Origin of the sequence: Ferrimonas sediminum (assembly GCF_900100175.1) — a bacterium.
Taxonomy (GTDB): domain Bacteria; phylum Pseudomonadota; class Gammaproteobacteria; order Enterobacterales; family Shewanellaceae; genus Ferrimonas; species Ferrimonas sediminum.
This window is the reverse complement of sequence record NZ_FNEM01000006.1, coordinates 148308-170856: the sequence shown is the minus strand read 5'-3', so window position 1 is coordinate 170856 and position 22549 is coordinate 148308. Positions and strand designations below refer to the sequence as shown.

Genomic DNA, 22549 nt, shown 5'->3' with positions numbered 1-22549 from the left:
GCGCCCCTTTCTGCCGATGCGGCACCAAGTGTAACGATATAATTACAGTCGGGGCGACCAGTGGCAATCTGGGTGTGCAGGCTGACAGCGACGCGCACTGCTAAATTTTCCCGGTTAAACCACGCCAGCGCTACCGATGTGGTTGAGCCGGTTTTACCGGCTTGATCATTCACAATGACGACGATGACGTTGCGCCAGCCTGGCACCCTCGTCCGGGTGCGGTGATCAACGACCACTACCGCAGGGATCACCCGGCTCCGCTGCAACGGTTACCACTTAACGACGCGCCGCTGTTGGTGGGTCTTCGCCACGGGCCGCATCAATGAAAGTTTCCTTTGATTCAGCGGTTTTGTGGTTAATTAGCCGACAACACCGGCGCAATTTCAGGCGGTTCCCCGCAAAATCTCCATTCGCCGTTTGAGCCCTTGGCGTAAGCTGTTAGAATCATCGGTTATTCATTTCTTTTGACTGATAAACAGAGCTGATCCTCATGGGAAGAAGTTTCGAAGTCCGCAAATTATCTATGGCCAAAACGGCTGCGGCAAAGACCAAGGTGTACTCCAAGTACGGTAAAGAGATCTACGTGTGTGCCAAAAACGGCAGCCCGGATCCGGAAACCAACCTGTCTCTGCGTCGCCTGATCGAAAAAGCAAAGAAAGATCAGGTTCCTGCTCACGTTATTGACAAGGCCATCGACAAAGCCAAAGGCGGCGCCGGTGAAGATTACTCGCCAGCGCGTTACGAAGGTTTCGGCCCCGGCGGTTGCATGGTGATCGTTGACTGTCTGACGGACAACGGTAACCGGACCTTCACCGAGGTACGTCAGTGCTTTGTGAAAACGGACTCGAAACTGGGCGCACCGGGTGCGGTTGCCCACATGTTCGATCACCAGGCTGTGTTCGCCTTCGCCGGCGACGACGAAGATGCGGTACTGGAAGTGCTGATGATGGCCGACATCGACGTCACCGATGTCGAGTGTGAAGACGGCGTTATCACCGTATTTGCTCCGCATACCGAGTTCTTCAAGGTAAAGACCGCCCTCAACGAAGCCTACCCGGACGTAAGCTTCAGCGCCGAAGAGATCACCTTCATTCCACAGACCTACGTCAATGTGGAAGGTGACGACGTGGCCACCTTTGAGAAGTTTATGGCGATGCTGGAAGACTGTGACGACGTTCAGGAAGTGTACCACAACGTGGAAAACCTCTGATTCGACGCTGTCATCGAGCATAACCCGGCCCATTGGCCGGGTTTTTTATTGTCGCAGCCTCGGCCGGTGGGCACTGGCTTTACAGCCCGGTTGAATCACGTATCCTGTGTAGTTTTTATAGTCCGAGCCCGCTATGGAACTCTCCTCTTTTGTCTGCGACCTGACACGGGCGCAGGCCGTTGACCACACTCAGCTACTGCAGAAACTGTGGAGCGACTACGGCGGACTCTACCGGTTGCAGCTGCGGGGAGCCGCCATGGCGTCGGTGATCGCCAAGCGCATTGACCTACTGCCACCGACGTCCCACCCCAGGGGCTGGCAGGGACAAATCGGCCACGCACGCAAGCAGCGCTCCTACCAGGTTGAACTCAACTGGTACCGGCACTATGCCGGCCTTACCTCATCATTGTGCCGGGTACCGGCCTATCTTGGCTGCCACCAGGGTGATGATGACTTGATTGTGGTGATGGAAGATCTGCAATCGACCGGGTTCGAACCGCTGGAGCCGCGGCTGACTGACGCCCACCTGCTGGCAACGTTACGCTGGCTGGCCGAGTTTCACGCCCGCTTTATGGCCGACAACGGCGACTGCCTGTGGCCCAGCGGGTGTTACTGGCACCTTGAGACCCGTCAACAGGAACTGGCTGCCATGGACGATGGCCCGCTTAAACAGGCCTCCGCAGCACTGGACGCCGCCCTGCAGGGGTGCCGCTACCAGACCCTGGTCCACGGCGATGCCAAAACCGCCAACTTCCTGGTCCAGCCCGACTCCGGCGACATTGCGGCGGTGGATTTTCAGTATGTGGGCAAGGGCGTCGGCGTGCGGGATCTGGCCTACCTGCTGGGCAGCGCCCTCGACGACGCAACGCTGCTTGCCAGCGGCGAACGCTGGTTGCAGCACTACCTGGACACACTCAGTAACGCGTTGCAACAGCGCTACCATTGGTCGCCGCAGGCCGCAATGGCTGTGTGCCAGCAATGGCAGCAACTCTACCCCCTGGCCTGGGCCGATTTTGAGCGGTTTTTGCAGGGTTGGAGCCCGGGCCACTGGAAGCTGGGCCGTTACAGCGCCCGGCAAACCGATCTGGCGTTGGCACAACTGACGTAAATTGTCAGAAAAGACCCGTTTTTTGTCAGATATGACTCCTGATGAGGTCGCAGTTTGCGGCCATACTGGGCCGGTTCGGCACAACACTCAGGAGAATGCCCATGGCCAACACGGCTGTCATTGTTATCGACCTTCAGAACGACTATTTCCCCGGCGGCGCCTACCCACAATGGCAGGCGCAACAAGTCACCGAGCGTACCCTTGGGCTTATTGAGCGGGCCCGGCAACAGGGGATGCCGGTGGTTCTGGTGCAGCACCTGGCTGACGTCTCGGCGGGCCTGGCGCCGTTTTTCAATCCCGGCACCCCGGGCGCCAAAATCCATGACTCGGTGCTGCAGGCGGCCGAGGACGCAGAGGTGGTGGTGAAGGGATTTGCCGATGGCTTTGAGGGCACCAATCTGGATGAGGTTCTGCAGCGCCTCGGCGTTGAGCGGATCCTGTTATGCGGCATGATGACTCAGAACTGCGTAACCCATACCGCGCTGTCTAAGGCGGCGGAGCGTTACCGGCCGGTGGTGTTAGCAGACTGCACCAGTTCGGTGGATGAAAGGATTCATCAGATTGCCCTGAATGCGCTGTCCATCCGGGTGCCTGTACTCAGCACGGAACGGGCGCTGGCATAAAAAAAGGAGCCCTTGGGCTCCTTTTTCATCTTAGTTGCGGTTACACCTTAAACTGGTTCAGCAACTGATCCTGCTGATTGACCGTCTCCAGCTGCTCGGTCATCGCCATGCTCGAGTCCCTGGCGGCTTCAGATACCTGCTGCGACAGCTCTTTGATGTTGAGTGTGCTCTTGTTGATGTCTTCCGCCACCAAGCTCTGCTCCTCGGCGGCCGACGCGATCTGCAGGTTCATGTCGGTGATGCGCTTGATGGCGTCGCGAATCCGTTGCAGCGCCTGGCTGGAAGTTTCGGAGATCTCCACCGTGGTGGCAGCCACTTTTTTACTCTGGCCCATGACCGTCACCGCCGAACGGGAACCGGCCGCCAGTTGGTCGATCATTTCGCGGATTTCAGAGGTCGACTGCTGGGTGCGGCTGGCCAGGGTACGCACTTCATCGGCCACCACCGCAAAGCCCCGTCCCTGCTCGCCCGCCCTGGCCGCTTCGATGGCAGCGTTAAGCGCCAGTAGGTTGGTCTGATCGGCGATGTCGTTGATCACCGCCAGGATCGACTCGATGTTGCTGGTGGCGTTAGACACCTCCCGCACGACCTCGACGGCGTGGTCAATCTGGCCACTCAGCTCCTCAATGGCGGAGGCGGTGCGGTCAACGGTAGTGACCCCCTCCTCCACCGAATTATCCGCTTCCTGCACCGCGGCGGACGCGCCCTGTGCATTGCGGGCCACCTCCATCGAGGTGGACGCCATCTCGTTCATGGCGGTCGCCAGCTGTTCCAGCTCCTCCAGTTGCCGCGCCATAGCCTGGGTGCTTTGTTTGGATCCTTCGGCGGTGATGCGGGTCCCCTCGGAGATGGTCTCGGCCAACAATTTGACCTTGGAGATCATCGCCCTCAGTTTACTGCTGAAGCCATTGAAACTGCCGGCCAGAGAGGCAAACTCGGCATCGGTATCGGTATCCATGGTCTGGGTGAGGTCGCCATCACCGCTGGCGATGTCTTCCATGGCGTCGTTAATGGTTTTCAGAGGAGTCATCAGACGGTTGATCAGCAGCGTCAGTGCCACAATGGCGATAACCAGGGCGATCAACGAGTACAGTATGGCGTCGTTGCGCAGCGAGGTTTCTGTCGCATGGATGGTTTCCGAGTCCAGTGCCACTCCCAGGGTCCACCCGATCTCGGACAACGGCAGGAAGCTCAGGTACAGTTCACGGCCATCCACCATGGTGGTTTGGCCCTTGCCGCTGAAGCTGATGTCGTTTCCAAACAGCGACTGCGCCGGTTTGCCGTGCCGCGCCTTGTCCGGATGGGTAATGAACTGGTTGTCCGGGGTCAGCAAGAACGCGTAGCCGGCATTAAACAGATTGACCTTATTGATGGTCTCGCCCAACTGTTTCAGGCTGACGTCCAGGAACATGGCGCCGATAAAGCGGCCGTTTTCGGTCATGGGAATGCCGATGGACACCAAAATCTCCCGAGTGACCGAATCCGGATAGGGCGCGGTGAAGATCACCTTGCCCTGGCGCTTGGCCTCTTTATACCAGGGGCGGGTGCGGGCGTCGTAATCGGCGCCGGCCTGCCAGTTATCGTCATTATCGATGAGGCGGCCGTCGGACTCAAAGCCCACCCCGGCCAGCATGAACTGTTGCTTAACGATGGATTTGGTAAACACACGGGCGATGTTGGCCTCGCTGATGTCGTCCTCGATGAGGCTCATCACGTAACGGCCGATGTCGGCCTTATTGGCCATGTTGCTTTCAACGGCATCGGCGATGCCGGAGGAGATTTCAGACACGCTGCTCTCTGTCAGGGCAAAGATGCTGTGTTTGGTGGTTAAATACTGATTGATAGACAGTGCAGACAAAGCTAACAGCAGAATAATGCACGAAGCAAAGACGATTCTAGTCTTAAATTTCATGATTCAAGTTGTCCTTCCGGTATTTCACGAGTAATCGGGAGCCCCATCAATTACTCGAGCAGCGTGATCTCAAGCGGCAAGCAAACCGCTCAAAAGGGCATAACAACGGTGGTCGCCAATGCGGACATCGTTATATTTCCATTTGACTAATATAGAATTATTTGTCGCATTCCAATGGTCACACAAGGTGTTACGGCGTTCAACCATGGGATATCCCGGTTATCGGCGATGTCGTCGCAGACTTTAATGAATGGCGCTTTGGCTGATCAGTTATTTATAGTAACAGACTGAATTACTGGGGTTTAAAATTTTACCGCAGCGGCAATTAAACTCTCTTATTTAAAAAACAAGCCACACATAATTCAGTGCGGCTTGTTTTTATTATTTACTTACAAAGAAGTTTGGGGGCATTCAGACTTTAAACTGCCCCAATAACTGCTCTTGTTTATTGGCATCGTGCAACTGCCGGTTGGACCCCTGTTCCTGGGACTCGGCAAGTTCGGAAATCTGATTGGATAAATCTTTGATATTCAAAGTGCTGCGATTGATGTCTTCGGCCACAAGGCTTTGCTCTTCCGCCGCCGACGCGATCTGCAGATTCATGTCGGTAATGCGCTTGATGGCATCGCGAATGCGACCCAGCGCGTCGTTGGACTGGGCCGATGTCTGCACCGTCGCCTGCGCCACCTGCTTGCTTTGCTCCATCACTTCCACCGCCGAGGTGGCTCCCTCCTGCAGTTGGTCGATCATCGACCGAATCTCCGAGGTGGATTGCTGGGTACGGCTGGCCAGGGTGCGCACCTCATCCGCAACCACGGCAAAGCCCCGCCCCTGCTCACCGGCCCTGGCCGCTTCGATGGCGGCATTCAGCGCCAGTAGGTTGGTTTGATCGGCAATGCCGTTGATGACCGCCAGTATCGACTCGATGTTGGCGGTAGCCTCGGACACGTGCCCCACCACCTGCACCGCTTGTTCAATCTGCTCGGACAGATTATCAATGGCACCGGCGGTGTCGGCGACGGTATCGACGCCTTGCACTACCGACAGATCCGCATCCTGAACGGCGGCGGCCGCCTCTTGGGCATGGTTGGCCACCTCCATGGAGGTCGATGCCATCTCATTCATCGCCGTAGCCAACTGCTCCAGCTCCCGCAGTTGAGTATCGATGGCGGTCTTGCTCTGGCGCGCGTCGCCGGCGTTGTTGGTGGAGGTGTCGGTCAGGGTGTTGGCCAATGTTTTCACCTCGGCGATTAGTCGGCACAATTTGTCACTAAATCCATTAAAATGAGCAGCAACATCGGCGAACTCCGGCTCTGAGTCGGTTGCCAGACGCTGGGTGAGATCCCCTTCGCCAGTGGAAATTTCCGCCATGGCCTCGTTAAGGCGATCCAGGGGCTTCATTAACAGGTTCATCAACATGGTCAGGGCGATGACCGCCACCAGCAGTGCCATTAGCGAATAGAGGATGGCGTCGGATTTGACTTTGGACTCCGCTGCCTCGATCACCTCGGCATCCAGATCGACACCCAGTGTCCAGCCCAGCGTCGGCATGGTGATGAACCGAAGCAGATGGGTCCGGCCGTCGATGTCGACACTTTGTTCGTTACTGGAGAAGTCGATTTGATCACCAAACCGCGCGGTGGCGGGGGTGCCGTTGAGCGTTTCATCCGGGTGGGAGATAAACAGATTATCCCGGTTCAGCAGGAACAGGTAGCCGGCGTCAAACAGGTTGATGTTATTGATGGTGGCACTGAGTTTGGACAGGCTTAAATCCAGAAACATCACCCCGCTAAACCGGCCCTGCTGCTGCATGGGCACGGTGATGGACACCAGGGTTTCGTTGGTCATGGTGTCCTGATAGGGCTGGGTGAAGGTCAGCCGGTTATTGGCCTTGGTCTCTTTGTACCAGGGCCGCTTGCGGGCGTCGTAACCCGCCGGAACCACCCAGTTTGGGTCATTATCCAGCAGGCTGCCATCGTCCTCAAAGCCGATACCGGCCAGCAAAAAGCCTTCCTTAATTGCGGTCTTGGTAAAGATTCGGTTGATGGAAGCGTCACTGGGATCATCCTCTATCAGGCTCATCATATAACGGGCCGTTTCGCCTTTTAAAGCCATCTCCTTTTCAATGGCACTGGCGACATTACGACATAATTCATCGACACTGTTCGCAGTAAGAGAGCTAATGGTATTTTTAACGGTAAAATATTGTTGGATGGACAGCGTGGACAGCGCTAACATCATAATCACGCAGGATGCCAGCACTATCTTTGTTTTAAATTTCATGAATGTTTGGCCTCATGAATAATAAAGAAAAACCTCCCGCCACGGTCACTGGCGATTGCTAATAGGGTCTCAGCATTTCACCGGCACGACAGTGATAGTTATCACAGATGATTTTGGTCTACCTAAGTAACTTATTGAAAATGCGTGGTTAAATTCTAACAGTCACAATTTGCAAATTGCGACCAGCGAAAGATACAACCTGGCTCAAGTTATTAGGCCCTGGCAGAGTGCGTCTGCTCAAGAAGATCGTGATGGAGATAAATTACGTTTTTTAATTAAGCCAACAACCTAATAGTTGGCAGGTCGATATATTCCGTCATTACGTTTTAAGTAAATACTATTTATTGTCGTGCACACACTGGCGCCTTTAGATGGGCATGAATAACATTTGACCCAGCCAGAGCCGTTGCCATGGTTGCTATAGAATTGGTGCAGTAAAGCGGCTATGATGGGTTAAGAATGATTGAATGGCTACAGGGAATGTAACATGAAAGCAATCTTCATATTAGTCGGGCTGTTGGTTTCAATAAACTCTGCCAATGCTGACAGTTTTGGCCGATATTTGCTACAAAGTGACTTTCGTTACTTTGAGCACTCCAGGCAATGCACTAACCTCAGCGAAACTCAGTTCTACACCGTTTACGACAACTGCCTGATGCAGGTGGACGGCAAAGGCAAGGATCTCTCCGCGCCCCAGGCCGAGATCATGATCGAGTCGTTGCGGTCCTGCCTGGTGGAGCATGGGATCAGCCGCCAAACCCAGCAGGAGTGCATCGCCCTGAACCGCAATAATCAGCAGATGGACCCCCTGCAGGCGTCTTCCCAATCCCGTGGCACCGACGCCATTACCCTGCCGCTGCCACCCAATGCCAAACTCGTGAATCACATGTTTCCGAATGAGATGGGCGGTAAACTCGGGGCCATTCCACTGACGTTGTCGGCAGCGGTGTTCACCACGCCAATGTCCATCAACGATGTCGCGGAATACTATCGGGTTCAGGTCGGTAGCTTCTATGAGTTTCGCCACGACAATGGTGACATCAGCTTTATCGAAGGCGTCGGTAACGAAGTCATCGATCCGGCGACACTGCTGGAAGCCCAGTTGACCAGGCCCAATGTGCAGATCATTCAGGCCATTGATCCCCTGACCGGCGAAAGCCTAAGCGGCGCCCAGGTGATGCTGTTTTATCAGCGCTTATGACCCCGGGAATTATTCCAGCAACGACACCGCCTGGCGCATCACCTCCTCACCGCGCATATCGTACTGGCGAGTGGTGTCGATACTGGCGTGCCCCATCAGCCTCTGTACCGTATGCAGATCGACGCCTTTCCCCAATAGCTGGGTAGCGAAAGTGCGTCTACCATCGTGGGGGCTGAAACTGGCCACTCTGGCCTGACGATTCCTGGCATCGATGATCACCTTCACCGCCTGGGGCGTCATTCTTCGGGATATCAAATCCCCCAGTTTGGTGATCGGTTGAAATAAGGGCCCGTCGGCGTCGCCCCTCAGGGTGTCGATGTACTCAATCAGCGCCGTCAAGGTGGACGGGTTCAGGTACAGCAACCGCTCCTTATTGCCTTTGCCGATCACTCGAACGGTGGCCTGATCGCGATCCAGGTGGGCCAGATCGATCCCCACCAACTCGGCACGACGCACCCCGGTGCCAAACAACAGACTCAACAGAGCGAAGTCCCGGCAGCCTTTGGGGCCACTGTCCTGGCGGCATTGTGTCAGCAGACTTTGAATCTCCGCCTTGCTGACCTCCCGGCCCTTGCTGACCCGGCTGCCCCGCAGCCGACGAATGGACTGAATCTGGCTGTAATGCCGATGTTCATACAGGCCCATTTCGTAGGCACGGCGGGCCACGCCTTTTATCAGTGCCAGATACAGGTTAACGGTATTGGGGCTGCGGCCCTGGTCCGAGGGTCGTCGCATCAGGGCGCCCCGCCTCAGTTGATCCAGCAGATACAGTACCTGGGGTTTACCTATCACAGCCCAGTCTATCTGGCGGTAATGGTCCAGATTCAACAATCTCGCGATCACATTCAGGTAGCTGATCATCTTCTGCCGCGACAGATCCGAGCCCAGCTCCTGCAGATACACTAGTGCCGGCGACAGGGACAGGAGTTCGGCGCTGGTGTCGCCGGGCATCAGCTGGCCCATGGCCACCGGGGATAATTGAGTCAATCTGTGGGTCTCGTGTTCTGTGATCGCTGGCGGATCATACCGGATCCCCGTTAGTTATGAAAATAGCTGTTTTCGAAACCTTGGATTATAAAATGGCAGACGCAAGGAAAGAGTTGGTATTGAAAAAGGAAAGGAGCCGGTAATTTGGCAAGGTGGTGCCGCATCAACAGCCGGTTACCGTCATGGTGACCGGCGTGCGCAAACCGGATCGATCAGTGATCGGCTAACCAGTTAAAGTCCACCCGCTGTTCGGTCCCCTCGGCATCGGTGAACCGCAATTGCAGTTGCCACACCATGTAACCGGAGGCGCAACTGCCATACATCAGCTGGCCGTGACCGTCGGCGTCAAAGTTGACCGGAATACGCCCCATGAACATATCGCGACCTTCCACTAATGCCGATTCCAGAATCCAGCTCTGCGGTGCAGACAAGGTTAATGCCAATGGCTGTTCACTAGGAGCATTAGCCGGATTCATGGTTAACGACAAAGTTTCACCGGAAATAGCAAATTGGCATGGGCCAGTTTCAAACTGACATAAGGTGGGATCGACCGGCTGATTGTTATTTTCCGAACAGCCCGCCAGGATTAACAATCCGCTGACGACTGTTGTCATTGTTCGAAACATCATTCAATACCACCTTGAATTAACAGGATTTTATTAACATAGATTACACATCGTTTCTTGATCCGGATCAAATTAACTGCGGGTGTTTGTGCTAGGTTTTTTGACCGACCTCAAGTATCATGACCTTGCCTTGATGCATATCACGCTTGAAGTGGTCAAATGTTATTCGTTTGCGTTAATTTGCATCGAAATGTGCGTTACTCCAACTTCGTTCGTGGAAGTTAACATGCAATTGCAGTGGAAGCTAAAAATATGAACCTGACTAATTCCAGCACTGATTACAACTATACAGTTGTCCGTCAGTTCGCTGTAGTAACCGTCATTTGGGGGATCGTTGGAATGCTGGTTGGCGTCTTTATCGCCGCACAGCTGATCTGGCCAGCTCTCAATTTTGATACCCCCTGGCTGACTTACAGCCGCCTTCGCCCGTTACACACTAACGCGGTAATTTTCGCCTTTGGCACCAGCGCACTGTTCGCGACCTCGTACTACGTGGTGCAGCGTACCTGTCAAGCTCGCCTGTTCGCGCCCAAGCTCGCCGCCTTCACTTTCTGGGGTTGGCAAGCGATCATCCTGGCCGCCGCCATCACCCTGCCTCTGGGCTACACCACCTCCAAGGAATACGCGGAGCTGGAATGGCCGATTGATATCGCCATCGCCGTTGTGTGGGTGTCGTACGCCATTGTATTCTTTGGCACTATCATGAAGCGTAAGGTTCAGCACATCTATGTGGCGAACTGGTTCTTCGGTGCCTTTATCATCACGGTTGCCGTGCTGCACATCGTCAACTCCCTGGCCGTGCCAGTGGTGGACGTCGAAAGTGGCCTGTGGACCATGAAATCCTATTCGGTGTACGCCGGAGCCGTCGATGCCATGGTGCAGTGGTGGTACGGTCACAACGCCGTTGGCTTCCTGCTGACCGCCGGTTTCCTGGGTATGATGTATTACTTCGTGCCTAAGCAAGCGGGTCGTCCGGTCTACTCCTACCGCCTCTCCATTGTCCACTTCTGGGCCTTGATTGCGCTGTACATCTGGGCCGGTCCGCATCACCTGCATTATACCGCCCTGCCCGACTGGACCCAGTCTCTGGGTATGGTGATGTCCCTGATTCTGTTCGCACCCTCCTGGGGCGGCATGATCAACGGCATCATGACCCTGTCCGGCGCCTGGCACAAACTGCGTACCGATCCGGTACTGCGATTCCTGGTGGTGTCCCTCTCCTTCTACGGTATGTCTACCTTCGAAGGTCCGATGATGTCCATTAAGACCGTCAACGCCCTGTCGCATTACACCGACTGGACCGTCGGCCACGTTCACTCCGGTGCACTGGGCTGGGTTGCCATGGTGTCCATCGGTTCGCTTTATCACCTGATCCCGAACCTGTTCGCCCAGGGCCGCATGTACTCCATCAAGCTGGTGAACGTGCACTTCTGGCTGGCAACCATCGGCACCGTGTTGTACATCGTGTCCATGTGGATCAGTGGTGTTATGCAAGGCCTGATGTGGCGTGCGGTTAACGCCGACGGCACCCTGACCTACAGCTTCGTTGAGTCTCTCGAGGCCTCGTATCCGTTCTACTTCGTTCGCTTCGTAGGTGGCTTGTTCTTCGTCACCGGTATGTTGCTGATGGCGTACAACGTATACCGCACCATCAAAGCGCCTGATGGCTCACTGCAGGACGAGGCAGAACTTCAGCCTCAAACTGCTTAAGGAGAAGCGCAATGAAATTCAAGCACGAGATTATTGAAAAGAACATCGGCCTGATGGCGATCTTCACCATCATTGCCATCAGCTTTGGTGGTCTGGTTCAGATCACGCCGCTGCTTTTCCAAAACGAAACCACCACTCCGGTGAAAGGGTTGACCCCTTACACGGCGTTACAGATGGAGGGCCGCGACGTGTACATCCGTGAAGGGTGCAACAACTGTCACAGCCAGATGATCCGTCCGTTCCGCAGTGAAACCGAGCGCTATGGTCACTACTCTGTTGCCGGTGAACACGTATGGGAACACCCCTTCCTGTGGGGCTCCAAGCGTACCGGGCCTGACCTGGCTCGAGTCGGCGGCCGCTTCTCTGACGATTGGCATCGCGTCCACCTGCGTGACCCACGTATCGTGGTACCCGAGTCCAACATGCCCGGTTTCCCCTGGCTGGATGAGAACACACTGGATGGTAAATCGACTCTGAAAAAACTTCAGATCTTCCGCGATAACTTCGGCGTACCTTATGGCAGCGACGAGGAACTGCAGAAGGACGTCGAGTCCATTAAGGGTAAAACCGAAATGGACGCCTTGGTTGCTTACCTGCAATCTCTGGGCACAGCTCTGAAATAAGGAGGCTTTGATGGACTACGGAACGTTTCAAGGCATTGTCACCCTCGTTTTATTGCTGATTTTTTTGGCCATCATCGGCTGGGCTTACAGCGCCAAGCGCAAGCCCGCATTCGATGAAGCGGCCAACCTCGTCTTTGACGACGAGAACACGCCTAAGGGATCTAAGGAGTAATCTAAGATGACCAGCTTTTGGAGTACATTTATTACCGTTATCACCCTCGGGGTGATCTTCGGTTGCCTTGCCATCCTCATCTGGTGCATTAAGGACAAGATGGGCGTTGAGGAAGGCGAAGGTATGGGGCACACTTTCGACGGCATTGAGGAGGTCAACAACCCTCTGCCGAAGTGGTGGTCCTACATGTTCGTGTTTACCATCGTGTTTGGCCTCGGCTACCTGGCTGCATACCCGGGCCTGGGTAACTGGAAAGGCTTTTTGGGCTGGACATCGTCCAACCAGAGCGTACTGTCTTTGGAAGATTCCAAATTGGCGGCCGATACGGCTCGCACCAGCCTGAATCAAGGTTACGTGCAGTACGATCGGGAAGTGGTTCAGGCCGATGCCCAGTATGGTCCTATCTTTAAGGGCTTTGCAGAGCAACCGGTAGAAGCTCTGGTGAGCAACGCCGACGCCCTGAAGATTGGCCAGCGTCTGTTCCTGCAGAACTGCTCCCAATGTCACGGCTCCGATGCCAAGGGTGGCCCCGGCTTCCCTAACCTGACCGACGGTGCCTGGCTGTGGGGCGGCGATCCGGCCACCATCAAGCTGACCATCATGAACGGTCGACGCGGTATGATGATGCCTAAAGGTGGCCTGCCCATTACCGACGAAGAGATCCCGGCCATTGCCGAGTACGTGTATGGCCTGGGCGGTCGTAAGCACGATGCCGAGCTGGCCGCCAAGGGTCAGGCCGGGTTCATGAAGGGCTGTTTCGCCTGTCATGGTATGGACGCCACCGGCAATCCGCTGCTGGGCGCGCCTAACCTGACCGACAACAACTGGTTGTACGGCGGCAGCCGTAAGGTGATCGAAGACACCATCCGTAACGGTCGTACCGGTGTGATGCCGGCGTGGAAAGACGTTCTGGGCGAGGATAAGGTTCACCTTATTACCGCTTACGTCTACAGCCTGAGCCAAGGCTAACCCCTACCCAGCCCCGTCTTTTGGCGGGGCTTTTTTTCCTTTGTTAACACTCCGGCACTGCCCTTTGCCAGCCCATGCGCAGACGGCGGATGTCATCACCATCGATTGGTTTCCCGCCCTGGAAACGCGTAAAATGGGGCCCAGTCCATTGGAAGGTAAATTAGATGAATGCAACTCCCTGGTACAAGCAGTTCTGGCCATGGTTTTTGATCCTGTTACCGGGATCCGTTGTGATAGCCGCCTTGATGACCATCAAGGTTGCCGTAGACAATCCCGTCGCCCTGGTCGCCGAGGATTACTACAAAAAAGGAAAAGGGATTAACCAGGACCTGTCCCGCATCACCCAGGCCCGCAACCTGGGCGTGGTGTTCGAGTTAACCCAACAGAATGACACCCTGTACCTGATTCAACATGGCGGCCCCAGCGACGGCGCGGCCATCGAAGTGGAATTCCACCACACCACCCTGCCCCGGCACGATCGCATTATGATGCTGACCCAGGACGCCAGTGGCCGTTACCCGGTACCGGCCGAGGAGCTGGTGAACGGCAACTGGCAAGTCATGATTGATGCCTTCGATCAAAGCTGGCGCCTGCAACAACGCATCGCCCTGCCGGTAGACCAGTCGGTCTGGTTTCGATAACAGGAGTCCGCGTGGATAAAGGGTGTTTCCACTGTGGACAGCTGGTACCGCTGTCCACCGATTACTGCGTCATCATTGACGCCCAGTCCCATCCCATGTGCTGCCCGGGCTGCGCCGCCGTCGCTCAGACCATCTGCGATGCCGGCTTGGGGGATTACTACCGCTACCGTACCGAAACCGGCAGTAAGCAGAACCTGGACGCCATCATGGCCCAGCTCGATGCCTACGATCTCGATGAGGTACAGCGAGACTTTGTGGCCAGCGACGGCAAGTTCAATTCGGTGGTGCTGTCGGTCGAGGGGATCAGTTGCGCCGCCTGTGCGTGGCTGATTGAACGTCACTTGAGAAAGTGCGACGGCATCGCCCGCATTACCGTCAATACCACCACCTTGCGTGCCACCGTCAGCTGGGATCCAGCCAAGATTAAGCTGTCGGAGATTCTCAATCAGATGGCGCTGGTGGGCTACCCGTCGACGCCGTTCCAACCGGACAGCAAAGAACAGACTTACGCCAAAAGCTCACAGCAGTTCCTGTTCCGCCTCGGGCTGGCCGGTATGGCCACCATGCAGGTGATGATGCTGGCCGTAGCCCTGTACATGGGCTATTTCACCGATCTGGATGAGGTGTACCGCGACTACTTCCGCTGGGTCTCACTGCTGTTTGCCACCCCCGTGGCCCTGTACTCGGCCCAGCCGTTCTACTTCAGTGCCCTGCGCTCATTAATGTCACTTCGGGTCAATATGGACGTGCCGGTGTCCATTGCCATTCTCGGTGCCTTCACCGCCAGTTGCATCGCCACCTTCAAGGGCACCGGCGAGGTGTACTTCGAGTCGGTATCGATGTTTACGTTTTTCCTGCTGCTGGGGCGATTCCTGGAACAGCGGGCCCGACGCAAAGCCGCCGAATCCAGCTCTAACCTGCACCGGCTGGTGCCGCTGACCGCCGAATTATGCCAACAGGCCGGCCACACCCAGGTCGCCGCGAAAACCCTGAAAATTGGTGACCGCTGCCTGGTACGTCCCGGGGAGCCGATTCCGGCGGATTCCGTGGTGGTATCCGGCCAAACCTCGGTGAATGAGTCCATGCTCACCGGTGAACAACAGCCGGTGAAAAAGACCGAGGGCGACGCCGTCTACGCTGGCAGCATCAACTTTGATCAGAGCATCGAAGTCGAGGTTGTTCAGATAGGCAGTAACCAACTGCTGCACACCATAGTGCGGCTGCAGGAGCAGGCCGCCGAAGAGAAACCGGAAATCGCCCGCCTGGCCGATAAGGTCGCCCGTTACTTTGTGCCCGGAGTGTTGATCATTGCCGCGCTCACCTACCTGGTGTGGCAGTTTATCGATCCCGCCCAGGCGTTCTGGATCACCCTGTCTGTGCTGGTGGCAACCTGCCCCTGTGCCCTGTCCCTGGCCACCCCGGCAGCCCTGACCTGCGGTGGCAACGCGTTGCGCCACCATGGCCTGCTGACCCGCAGTTCCCGGGTTCTGGAAGCTCTGCCTAAGGTGGACACCCTGCTGTTTGATAAAACCGGCACCCTCACCTACGGTCACTGGCAGTTGGCCGAGCATCAACTGGTGCCAGGTAGGGAGTCTGGTCTCAACCCGTTGATGGTCGCCGCCGCGCTGGAGCGGCGCAGCAGCCACCCGCTGGCCTCGGTGTTTAAGCCCTATGAGCGTAGTGATGTCACCGCAGAGTCAGTGGAGCACATCGCCGGCAGTGGCATCACCGGCCGGGTCAATGGACATCAATATCGAATCGGTCATGGTGAATTTGCCGGTCACGGCGTCAGTGACAACAAGATCTGGCTGGCCGATGCCCAGGGACCACTGGCCTGGTTCTCCCTGGCCGATCGCCTGCGAGAAGACGCCAAAGCCACCATTTCCGCCCTCAAGGCCATGGGACTACGCTGCGAGATGCTCTCCGGCGACCCCAGCCCCAATGCTGCCGTTGTAGCGACGGAGTTGGGATTGGATCATTGCACCCATGGCGTGAATCCGCAGCAGAAACACCACTATCTGAAACAGATACAGGCTCAGGGACAACGGGTAGCGATGTTTGGCGACGGCGTCAACGATGCGCCGGTATTGGCCGGGGCCGATATCTCCATCGCCATGGGCGCCGGTACCGAACTGGCCAAAAGCAGTGCCGATCTGGTGCTGCTGGGCGACAGTCTGGCACCGATCATCGATGGCATTGCGATCTCGAAAAAGACCGTTCGTGTTATCCGTCAAAATTTGCTTTGGGCCCTAGGGTACAATCTGTCCATTATGCCTCTGGCGGTGATGGGGTGGGTTCCCCCCTATGTGGCCGCCATCGGCATGTCAGCGAGCTCCCTCATCGTGGTGGGCAACAGCGTGAGACTATTAAAACTATGAGTATCATCTTTACCCTGATTCCGGTCGCCATTCTGTTTGTGATCATCGCCGTGGTGATCTTTTTCTGGGCAGTAAAATCGGACCAATTTGAAGATCTGGATCGTCAGGCGTCTAACATCCTGTTTGACGAAGACCGTAAAGATCGCCATGAATGAGCTCGATTTCTGGGCCGCGGTCACCATCGGCCTGCTGGGGTCGGCCCACTGTGTGGGAATGTGTGGCGGCATTATGGCGGCCCTGTCTCACGGTCTGCCCAGCCATCAACAGGCCAACCTGGCCAAGCGGTTTACCTTGCTCGGCGCCTACAACGGCGGCCGCATTGCCAGTTATGTGATGGCCGGCGCGATCCTGTCGACCCTGGCTGCCGGCATGAGTAGTCTGTTTAATGTCGATCATTGGCTGGCTGGGCTACGTCTTTTGGCCGGAGTACTGTTGGTCATGATGGGACTGTACCTGGCCAATCTTAACCGGTCACTGTTGTGGGTGGAGAAGCTGGGCAAACCGGTGTGGAATACCCTGGCGCCGGTAGCCCGCCGCCAGTTGCCGATCTCCAAACCCTCTAAAGCGGTTTTCGCCGGTTTGTTATGGGGTTGGCTGCCTTGCGGCCTGGTGTACTCAACCTTGATCTGGGCCCTGTCCCTTGGCAGCATCAGCAACACCATGGTCGCCATGCTGGCGTTTGGCCTGGGAACCCTGCCCAGTATGTTCCTTGTGGGGGCTGCCGCCGATGCCTTTAAAAAACTCCTTGTACATAAGGGGTTTAAACTTATCAGTTCAGTATTGCTAATCGCCTACGGAGTTCACACTCTTTTTATTGCTCTAGGTCAAATTTTGTAGCTAAAACGGCCTGATTTGGTTTACCATACCGTAGGAAGAAGCCAATCAGGTGTACAGAACCTTGGATAACAATCGAGCAAAACGGACGGCGTTCGGTGGATGTGCCATCCACTGTCATGATTGCAGCATGTCGGAACTCTGCATTCCTTTCACTCTTAATGCCAATGAGTTGGATAAACTCGACGCCATTATTGAGCGGAAAAAGCCGATACAAAAAGGTGAAATCCTCATCCAATCTGGTGAACCACTGAAAAGTCTGTTCGCCATTCGCTCCGGCACAATCAAATCCTATACCATCACAGAAAATGGCGACGAACAGATTACCGGGTTCCACCTCGCCGGCGATGTCATTGGATTTGATGGCATCCATTCAGAACAGCATCAAAGTTTCGCCCAGGCCCTTGAAACCGCCATGGTGTGTGAAATCCCTTATGAAACTCTGGATCAACTCAGTGGCGTCATGCCCAGACTCCGACAGCAGATCATGCGCCTGATGAGCAATGAAATCATGGGTGACCAAGAGATGATTCTGTTGCTGTCTAAGAAGAACGCCGAGGAGCGCCTGGCTGCCTTCATCAGCAACCTGGCCAAGCGATTCGGCAATCGAGGCTTTTCAAGCCGTGAATTCCGCCTGACTATGACTCGGGGAGACATCGGCAACTATCTGGGCCTGACCGTCGAAACCATCAGTCGCTTACTGGGCCGATTCCAGAAATCCGGCTTGATTGAAGTCAAAGGCAAGTACATTACTATTGTAGATCTCGAGCGACTCTCTGACCTGGCTGGAAATGCCAGAATCGCTCGATAACCCCTTGTTTCTGCGCCCACCTTTTGGTGGGCGTTGTCGCTCGCCCTCCTCCGCACATGTTTCTCTATTAGCGAAAGTGCCAGTTTTGTTCTAGAACAAAGAGTGGTTATTCCCATTTGACGGCAGAGTTCCGGCCCTGTCCGGAGGAAAACGCTATGAGCAGTGAACGACTCCTGGTCGTGATTGACCCTTCCCGAGAGCAACAACCCGCTTTAGACCGCGCCGCCCACCTGGCGCGTAAAACCGGCGCCCCCATGACGCTGTTTCTGACCATATTTAATTTCTCCTATGAGAAACGGGCGCTGCTGTCCGAGGAGGAGCGTGAATTGCTTCGGGCTGCACTGCTGGAAAAACATGAAGCCCACCTGAAACGGCTGGTGGCACCACTGCAGCAAGAGGGGTTGATTGTTGATTATGAGATTGACTGGAACGTGCGGGTGTTCGAAAGCATCATTCGCCACGTACTGGACAACGATGTGTCCTACATCGTCAAGAGCACCCAGGCCCACGACACGCTTAAGTCGGTGATCTTTACTCCAACCGACTGGCACCTTATCCGCAAGGCGCCAGTACCGGTACTGTTGGTTAAAGAGCATGACTGGCCGGCACAAGGGGTAATCATCGCTGCGGTGGATGTGGACTCAAAGGATCCGTTGCATCAGGAGCTCAATACCCGCATCGTTAATACCGCCAAGAACCTTGCCGAGCTCATCGACGGAGTGGTGCACCTGGTTAACGGTTACCCGGGATTACCGGAAAACATGTTTATCGAACAGCCCGCGCTGGATTCCTCCCGCTTTAACAAGTCGGTGCACCAGCATCACAAGGAGCACGTAGAAGCGCTCGGCGCCCAGTTCAACATCCTCCCTGAACGCTGCCATGTCAAAGAGGGGCTGCCTGAGGATGTGATCTCCGGCCAGGCAAAGCTGCTGGACGCCGAGCTTGTGGTCATGGGCACCATCGGGGAACAGGGGATCACCGCAACTCTGCTCGGTACCACCGCGGAGCAGGTGATCGATAATCTGCAGTGTGACCTGCTGGCGTTAAAGCCGGATCAGTTCCGCTCTCCTCTGGCGTAACAGTACCAGCCATCCTTTCTGACGGGGCATTTTGGCAGCAGCGGTCGGGAACCGGGCCGCTGTCATTCATGACCAACTTAATAACTCTTTGAATTTTAGCTACAAGTGGTACTCTATTTGATGTCCACCCAGTTCAGCTGAAAGGCGTCTCCCTTCAGTAAAACGGAGTTTCGGCGTCTGCACCTGGCAGACACGCATCAAGGGTTCGTCGCTGCACAGGACCGGCAACGACGCTATTGTTGATCTAAACAAAGGAATGTTCCTCAGCTCCATGCCACGATGGCGATGAGGGAGTCCAGTTAGGAGAGTATTATGAGCAGCGACAAACTACTTGTGGTAATCGACCCCAGCCGCGATGAACAACCGGCCCTGGCTCGTGCCGCACATCTGGCGCGCTGCGCCGGCACACGTTTGACCCTGTTTCTGAGCATTTTTGATTTCTCTTATGAGATGACCTCAATGTTGTCCCAGGAGGAGCGGGACGCGATGCGTAACGGCGTCGTCATGCAGCGACAAAAATGGCTGGAGCAGTTAGCAGAGCCCCTCAAGGCCGAGGGTATTGATGTGGATTTTGAAGTGGTCTGGCACAACCGGCCATTTGAAAGCATCATCAACCATGTGCTCAACAACGACATCGCTTACATCATCAAAAGCACTCACGCCCATGACAAGCTAAAATCGGTGATCTTTACCCCCACCGACTGGCACTTGCTGCGCAAGGCCCCGGTGCCGGTGTTGCTGGTTAAAGAGAATGACTGGCCTGCCAAAGGCAACATTTTGGCGGCCGTTAATGTCGCCGCCGATGATGAGGACCACAAAGAGCTCAATGAGCGCATCGTCAGCAAAGCGGTATCGCTTGCCAGCCTCATCGATGCCACGGTGCACCTGGTCAACGGCTATCCCGGTACGCCGGTGAACATCGCCATCGAACTGCCGGATTTTGACGCGCACGCCTACAACAAGTCCATCAAGCAGCACCACCAGGCGCGCATCGCCGAACTGGCCGCCAGGCACGACATCGATGAAGCCCATTGCCATGTACTTGAGGGGCTACCAGAAGATGTGATTCCCGACCTGGCCCGAGAACTGAACGCCGAATTGGTCATGCTGGGTACCGTGGGTCGCAGCGGCTTGTCGGCGGCGCTGATCGGCAACACCGCCGAACACGTGATTGACAGCCTGGAGTGCGACCTGGTGGCCTTCAAGCCCGCCAACTTCGTCTGCCCCCTGGCCGACTGAACCGGCTTAAAGGCGCCTTAGGGGGCTGAGCCGGCACAAACCCGTCAACGACGCGGCTTAGGCCGCGTTTTTTTCTGCCTGACCCTTTACCACCTTTACCGATGCTGGAATAATGCCAGCCCCATTTGTGGCATTTCGAGGTATTGAGTGGAACTGAGTCAGAAACAGAAAACCCGTCTGAATAAATTGCAGAAGCGTCTGCGACGCGAAGTGGGCTCTGCAATTGAAGATTACAAAATGATCGAAGACGGCGATGTTGTCATGGTTTGCCTGTCCGGCGGTAAAGACAGCTACACCATGCTGGACATTCTGTTGAATCTGCAGCACCGGGCACCAGTGGATTTCAAGCTGGTGGCGGTTAACCTGGACCAGAAGCAGCCAGGGTTCCCCGAAGAGATTCTGCCGGCCTACCTCGACAGCCTGGGCGTGGCATACCACATCCTGGAGAAAGACACCTACTCCATCGTCAAAGACAAGATTCCGGAAGGCAAAACCACCTGCTCTCTGTGCTCCCGATTGCGTCGTGGCACCCTGTATGGCTTTGCACAGCGCATCGGCGCCACCAAGATCGCCCTGGGCCACCACCGCGATGACATGGTGGAGACCCTGTTCCTGAATATGTTCTTTGGCGGCAAGCTCAAATCAATGCCCCCGAAACTGCGCTCCGACGATGGCGCCAACGTCGTCATTCGGCCACTGGCCTACGCCCGCGAAAAGGACATCGCCGAATACGCCAGCATGAAAGCCTTCCCCATTATCCCCTGTAACCTGTGTGGCTCTCAGGAGAACCTTAAGCGTAAACAGGTCAAGGAGATGCTCAATCAATGGGACAAGCAGTTCCCCGGGCGCATCGAGACCATCTTTACCGCCATGCAGAATGTGGCCCCGTCTCAACTGGTGGACAGACAGTTGTTTGATTTCCAAAGCCTGACTGCCGACCCGGATGCCAAGCCAAGTGGCGAAGTTGCCGAAGCAGATCTGCCGGCATTTGATTTCTTTGACAGCGCCAACAGTGGCCACATCGATCTGGATGAAGCCAGTCGCATCGATGTGGTAAACCTGTATCAGCCATGAGTTGACGGCTAAGACACAAAAAAAGGGCGCCCACAGGCGCCCTTTTTTGTTGCTCCGTTGTCGGTGTTAAACCGGATTGGCACTGTCGACGAAGCTGATCTGAAGATTAAACTCCTGGGCCAAATGATTGCCCAGTGCTTGAATCCCGCCCCGCTCAGTAGCGTGGTGGCCAGCGGCAAAATAGTCGATGCCCTGTTCGGTGGCACTGTAATAGGTACGCTCGGAGACCTCACCGGACAGGTAGCCATCCAGTCCGCGGGAAGCAGCCAGATCGATGTAGTCCTGAGCGCCGCCGCTGCAGATTCCCAGACTGCTGATGGGGCGATCGTGCCCTTTGATGTGGAGGGGCGGGCGTCCCAGTACCGCTTCGATGCGCCTGGCCAACTCCGCACCGTCGATGGGCGGATCCAGGCGGGCACACACCGCAACCGAATGCTCGTTATCCACCTCCATGGGGCCGGTGATGATCATGCCCAGGGCCTTGGCCAGCTGGGCGTTATTACCCAGGGTGGGGTGAATATCCAGCGGCAGGTGGTAGCCAACGAGGTTAATGTCGTTCACCAGCAACGCCCGCAGACGCTTGTGCTTCATGCCGGTGATCTGCGGCGCCTCGCCCTTCCAGAAATAACCGTGATGCACCAACACCATGTCGGCGTTCAGTTCAACCGCCCGGTCTATCACCGACTGACTGGCGGTCACCGCAGTCACAATATGCTGAATCTCATCCCGGCCTTCGACCTGAAGGCCGTTGGGAGCGTAATCTTTAACGTTCCAGGGTTGGAGTAAGCCTTCCAGGTGAGCCAGCAGTTGAGTGCGTTTCATGATATCTCTCGTTGAGTGTACGGGCAGTGGTACAGTGTAACCAGACTGGGTGGGATTTCCACTGTTTCGGCGACAGTAAAAATAGATTTGAGTCTGACCTGATAATAAGCACAGTTGAGCATGACAGTTTAGTTTTTTAAATGTCAGCCGCTCTTTTAACCAACGAGAGTAATAGACTGCTGCGCTCTCAGTTTTGATGCATTTTTCCAGCAAAAATTAGACAAGTAGCCGCAGAATCGGTATAAAG

General features: G+C 55.7%; 22 protein-coding genes. 17 read left to right on the top strand and 5 right to left on the bottom strand.

Features of this window, described 5'->3' with window-relative positions; translation table 11 throughout:
* The first annotated feature begins 161 nt into the window (after nt 1-161).
* From BLT77_RS20270 to BLT77_RS09670, 4 genes are all read left to right on the top strand, one after another.
* Nucleotides 162-326: a hypothetical protein gene (locus BLT77_RS20270; RefSeq protein ID WP_176819264.1), complete on the top strand. Its 165-nt coding sequence runs from the start codon at nt 162-164 to the stop codon at nt 324-326.
* 164 nt (nt 327-490) lie between these two features.
* On the top strand, nt 491-1210 hold the full coding sequence (locus tag BLT77_RS09680) for a YebC/PmpR family DNA-binding transcriptional regulator (RefSeq protein WP_028112942.1): 720 nt from the start codon (nt 491-493) through the stop codon (nt 1208-1210).
* Between the two features lie 133 nt (nt 1211-1343).
* On the top strand, nt 1344-2318 hold the full coding sequence (locus BLT77_RS09675; protein WP_090365062.1) for a phosphotransferase: 975 nt from the start codon (nt 1344-1346) through the stop codon (nt 2316-2318).
* Between the two features lie 101 nt (nt 2319-2419).
* A complete protein-coding gene (locus tag BLT77_RS09670) occupies nt 2420-2941 on the top strand; it encodes a cysteine hydrolase family protein (RefSeq protein ID WP_090365061.1) in 522 nt (173 codons plus the stop codon).
* 40 nt (nt 2942-2981) lie between these two features.
* Here the strand turns inward: BLT77_RS09670 and BLT77_RS09665 are convergent, their stop codons facing one another.
* On the bottom strand, nt 2982-4853 hold the full coding sequence (locus tag BLT77_RS09665; protein WP_090365060.1) for a methyl-accepting chemotaxis protein: 1872 nt from the start codon (nt 4851-4853) through the stop codon (nt 2982-2984).
* Between the two features lie 411 nt (nt 4854-5264).
* On the bottom strand, nt 5265-7136 hold the full coding sequence (locus BLT77_RS09660) for a methyl-accepting chemotaxis protein (RefSeq protein ID WP_090365059.1): 1872 nt from the start codon (nt 7134-7136) through the stop codon (nt 5265-5267).
* A 562-nt stretch (nt 7137-7698) separates the two neighbouring features.
* Between BLT77_RS09660 and BLT77_RS09655 the strand changes: the two genes are divergently transcribed.
* Nucleotides 7699-8337: a hypothetical protein gene (locus tag BLT77_RS09655; RefSeq protein ID WP_143026604.1), complete on the top strand. Its 639-nt coding sequence runs from the start codon at nt 7699-7701 to the stop codon at nt 8335-8337.
* Nucleotides 8338-8346: 9 nt separating this feature from the next.
* Here BLT77_RS09655 and BLT77_RS09650 read toward each other — a convergent pair whose 3' ends face one another.
* Nucleotides 8347-9324, bottom strand: a complete 978-nt coding sequence (locus BLT77_RS09650) for a tyrosine-type recombinase/integrase (protein ID WP_143026603.1) — start codon at nt 9322-9324, stop codon at nt 8347-8349.
* Nucleotides 9325-9536: 212 nt separating this feature from the next.
* Nucleotides 9537-9953: a hypothetical protein gene (locus BLT77_RS20020; RefSeq protein WP_143026602.1), complete on the bottom strand. Its 417-nt coding sequence runs from the start codon at nt 9951-9953 to the stop codon at nt 9537-9539.
* 249 nt (nt 9954-10202) lie between these two features.
* Here BLT77_RS20020 and ccoN point away from each other — a divergent pair, with 249 nt between their 5' ends.
* From ccoN to ttcA, 12 genes are all read left to right on the top strand, one after another.
* A complete protein-coding gene (ccoN, locus tag BLT77_RS09645; protein ID WP_090365056.1) occupies nt 10203-11660 on the top strand; it encodes a cytochrome-c oxidase, cbb3-type subunit I in 1458 nt (485 codons plus the stop codon).
* 11 nt (nt 11661-11671) lie between these two features.
* Complete coding sequence (ccoO, locus tag BLT77_RS09640) at nt 11672-12283, top strand: cytochrome-c oxidase, cbb3-type subunit II (RefSeq protein WP_090365055.1); 612 nt, start codon at nt 11672-11674, stop codon at nt 12281-12283.
* Nucleotides 12284-12293: 10 nt separating this feature from the next.
* A complete protein-coding gene (locus tag BLT77_RS09635; RefSeq protein ID WP_028112932.1) occupies nt 12294-12455 on the top strand; it encodes a CcoQ/FixQ family Cbb3-type cytochrome c oxidase assembly chaperone in 162 nt (53 codons plus the stop codon).
* A gap of 6 nt (nt 12456-12461) precedes the next feature.
* Nucleotides 12462-13424, top strand: a complete 963-nt coding sequence (gene ccoP / locus BLT77_RS09630) for a cytochrome-c oxidase, cbb3-type subunit III (protein ID WP_090365054.1) — start codon at nt 12462-12464, stop codon at nt 13422-13424.
* Nucleotides 13425-13588: 164 nt separating this feature from the next.
* On the top strand, nt 13589-14065 hold the full coding sequence (locus BLT77_RS09625; protein ID WP_090365053.1) for a FixH family protein: 477 nt from the start codon (nt 13589-13591) through the stop codon (nt 14063-14065).
* 11 nt (nt 14066-14076) lie between these two features.
* On the top strand, nt 14077-16443 hold the full coding sequence (locus BLT77_RS09620; protein WP_176819263.1) for a heavy metal translocating P-type ATPase: 2367 nt from the start codon (nt 14077-14079) through the stop codon (nt 16441-16443).
* Nucleotides 16440-16598, top strand: coding sequence for a cbb3-type cytochrome oxidase assembly protein CcoS (gene ccoS / locus BLT77_RS09615; protein ID WP_028112928.1), 159 nt, complete (start codon nt 16440-16442; stop codon nt 16596-16598). Before BLT77_RS09620 ends, ccoS begins: the two co-directional genes overlap by 4 nt.
* Complete coding sequence (locus BLT77_RS09610) at nt 16591-17280, top strand: sulfite exporter TauE/SafE family protein (RefSeq protein ID WP_090365052.1); 690 nt, start codon at nt 16591-16593, stop codon at nt 17278-17280. Before ccoS ends, BLT77_RS09610 begins: the two co-directional genes overlap by 8 nt.
* 61 nt (nt 17281-17341) lie before the next feature.
* The gene (gene etrA, locus BLT77_RS09605) at nt 17342-18088 is read left to right on the top strand and encodes an electron transport transcriptional regulator EtrA (RefSeq protein WP_176819262.1); all 747 of its coding nucleotides are present in this window, start codon (nt 17342-17344) and stop codon (nt 18086-18088) included.
* 155 nt (nt 18089-18243) lie between these two features.
* On the top strand, nt 18244-19167 hold the full coding sequence (gene uspE / locus BLT77_RS09600) for a universal stress protein UspE (RefSeq protein ID WP_090365051.1): 924 nt from the start codon (nt 18244-18246) through the stop codon (nt 19165-19167).
* 309 nt (nt 19168-19476) lie between these two features.
* Nucleotides 19477-20406: a universal stress protein UspE gene (uspE, locus tag BLT77_RS09595; protein ID WP_425431731.1), complete on the top strand. Its 930-nt coding sequence runs from the start codon at nt 19477-19479 to the stop codon at nt 20404-20406.
* A gap of 147 nt (nt 20407-20553) precedes the next feature.
* Nucleotides 20554-21480 (top strand): tRNA 2-thiocytidine(32) synthetase TtcA, encoded by a 927-nt coding sequence (gene ttcA / locus BLT77_RS09590; RefSeq protein WP_090365049.1) that lies wholly within the window; start codon nt 20554-20556, stop codon nt 21478-21480.
* 66 nt (nt 21481-21546) lie between these two features.
* On the opposite strand, the gene BLT77_RS09585 is transcribed toward ttcA, so the two are convergent.
* Complete coding sequence (locus BLT77_RS09585; RefSeq protein WP_090365048.1) at nt 21547-22302, bottom strand: Nif3-like dinuclear metal center hexameric protein; 756 nt, start codon at nt 22300-22302, stop codon at nt 21547-21549.
* Between the last annotated feature and the right edge of the window lie 247 nt (nt 22303-22549).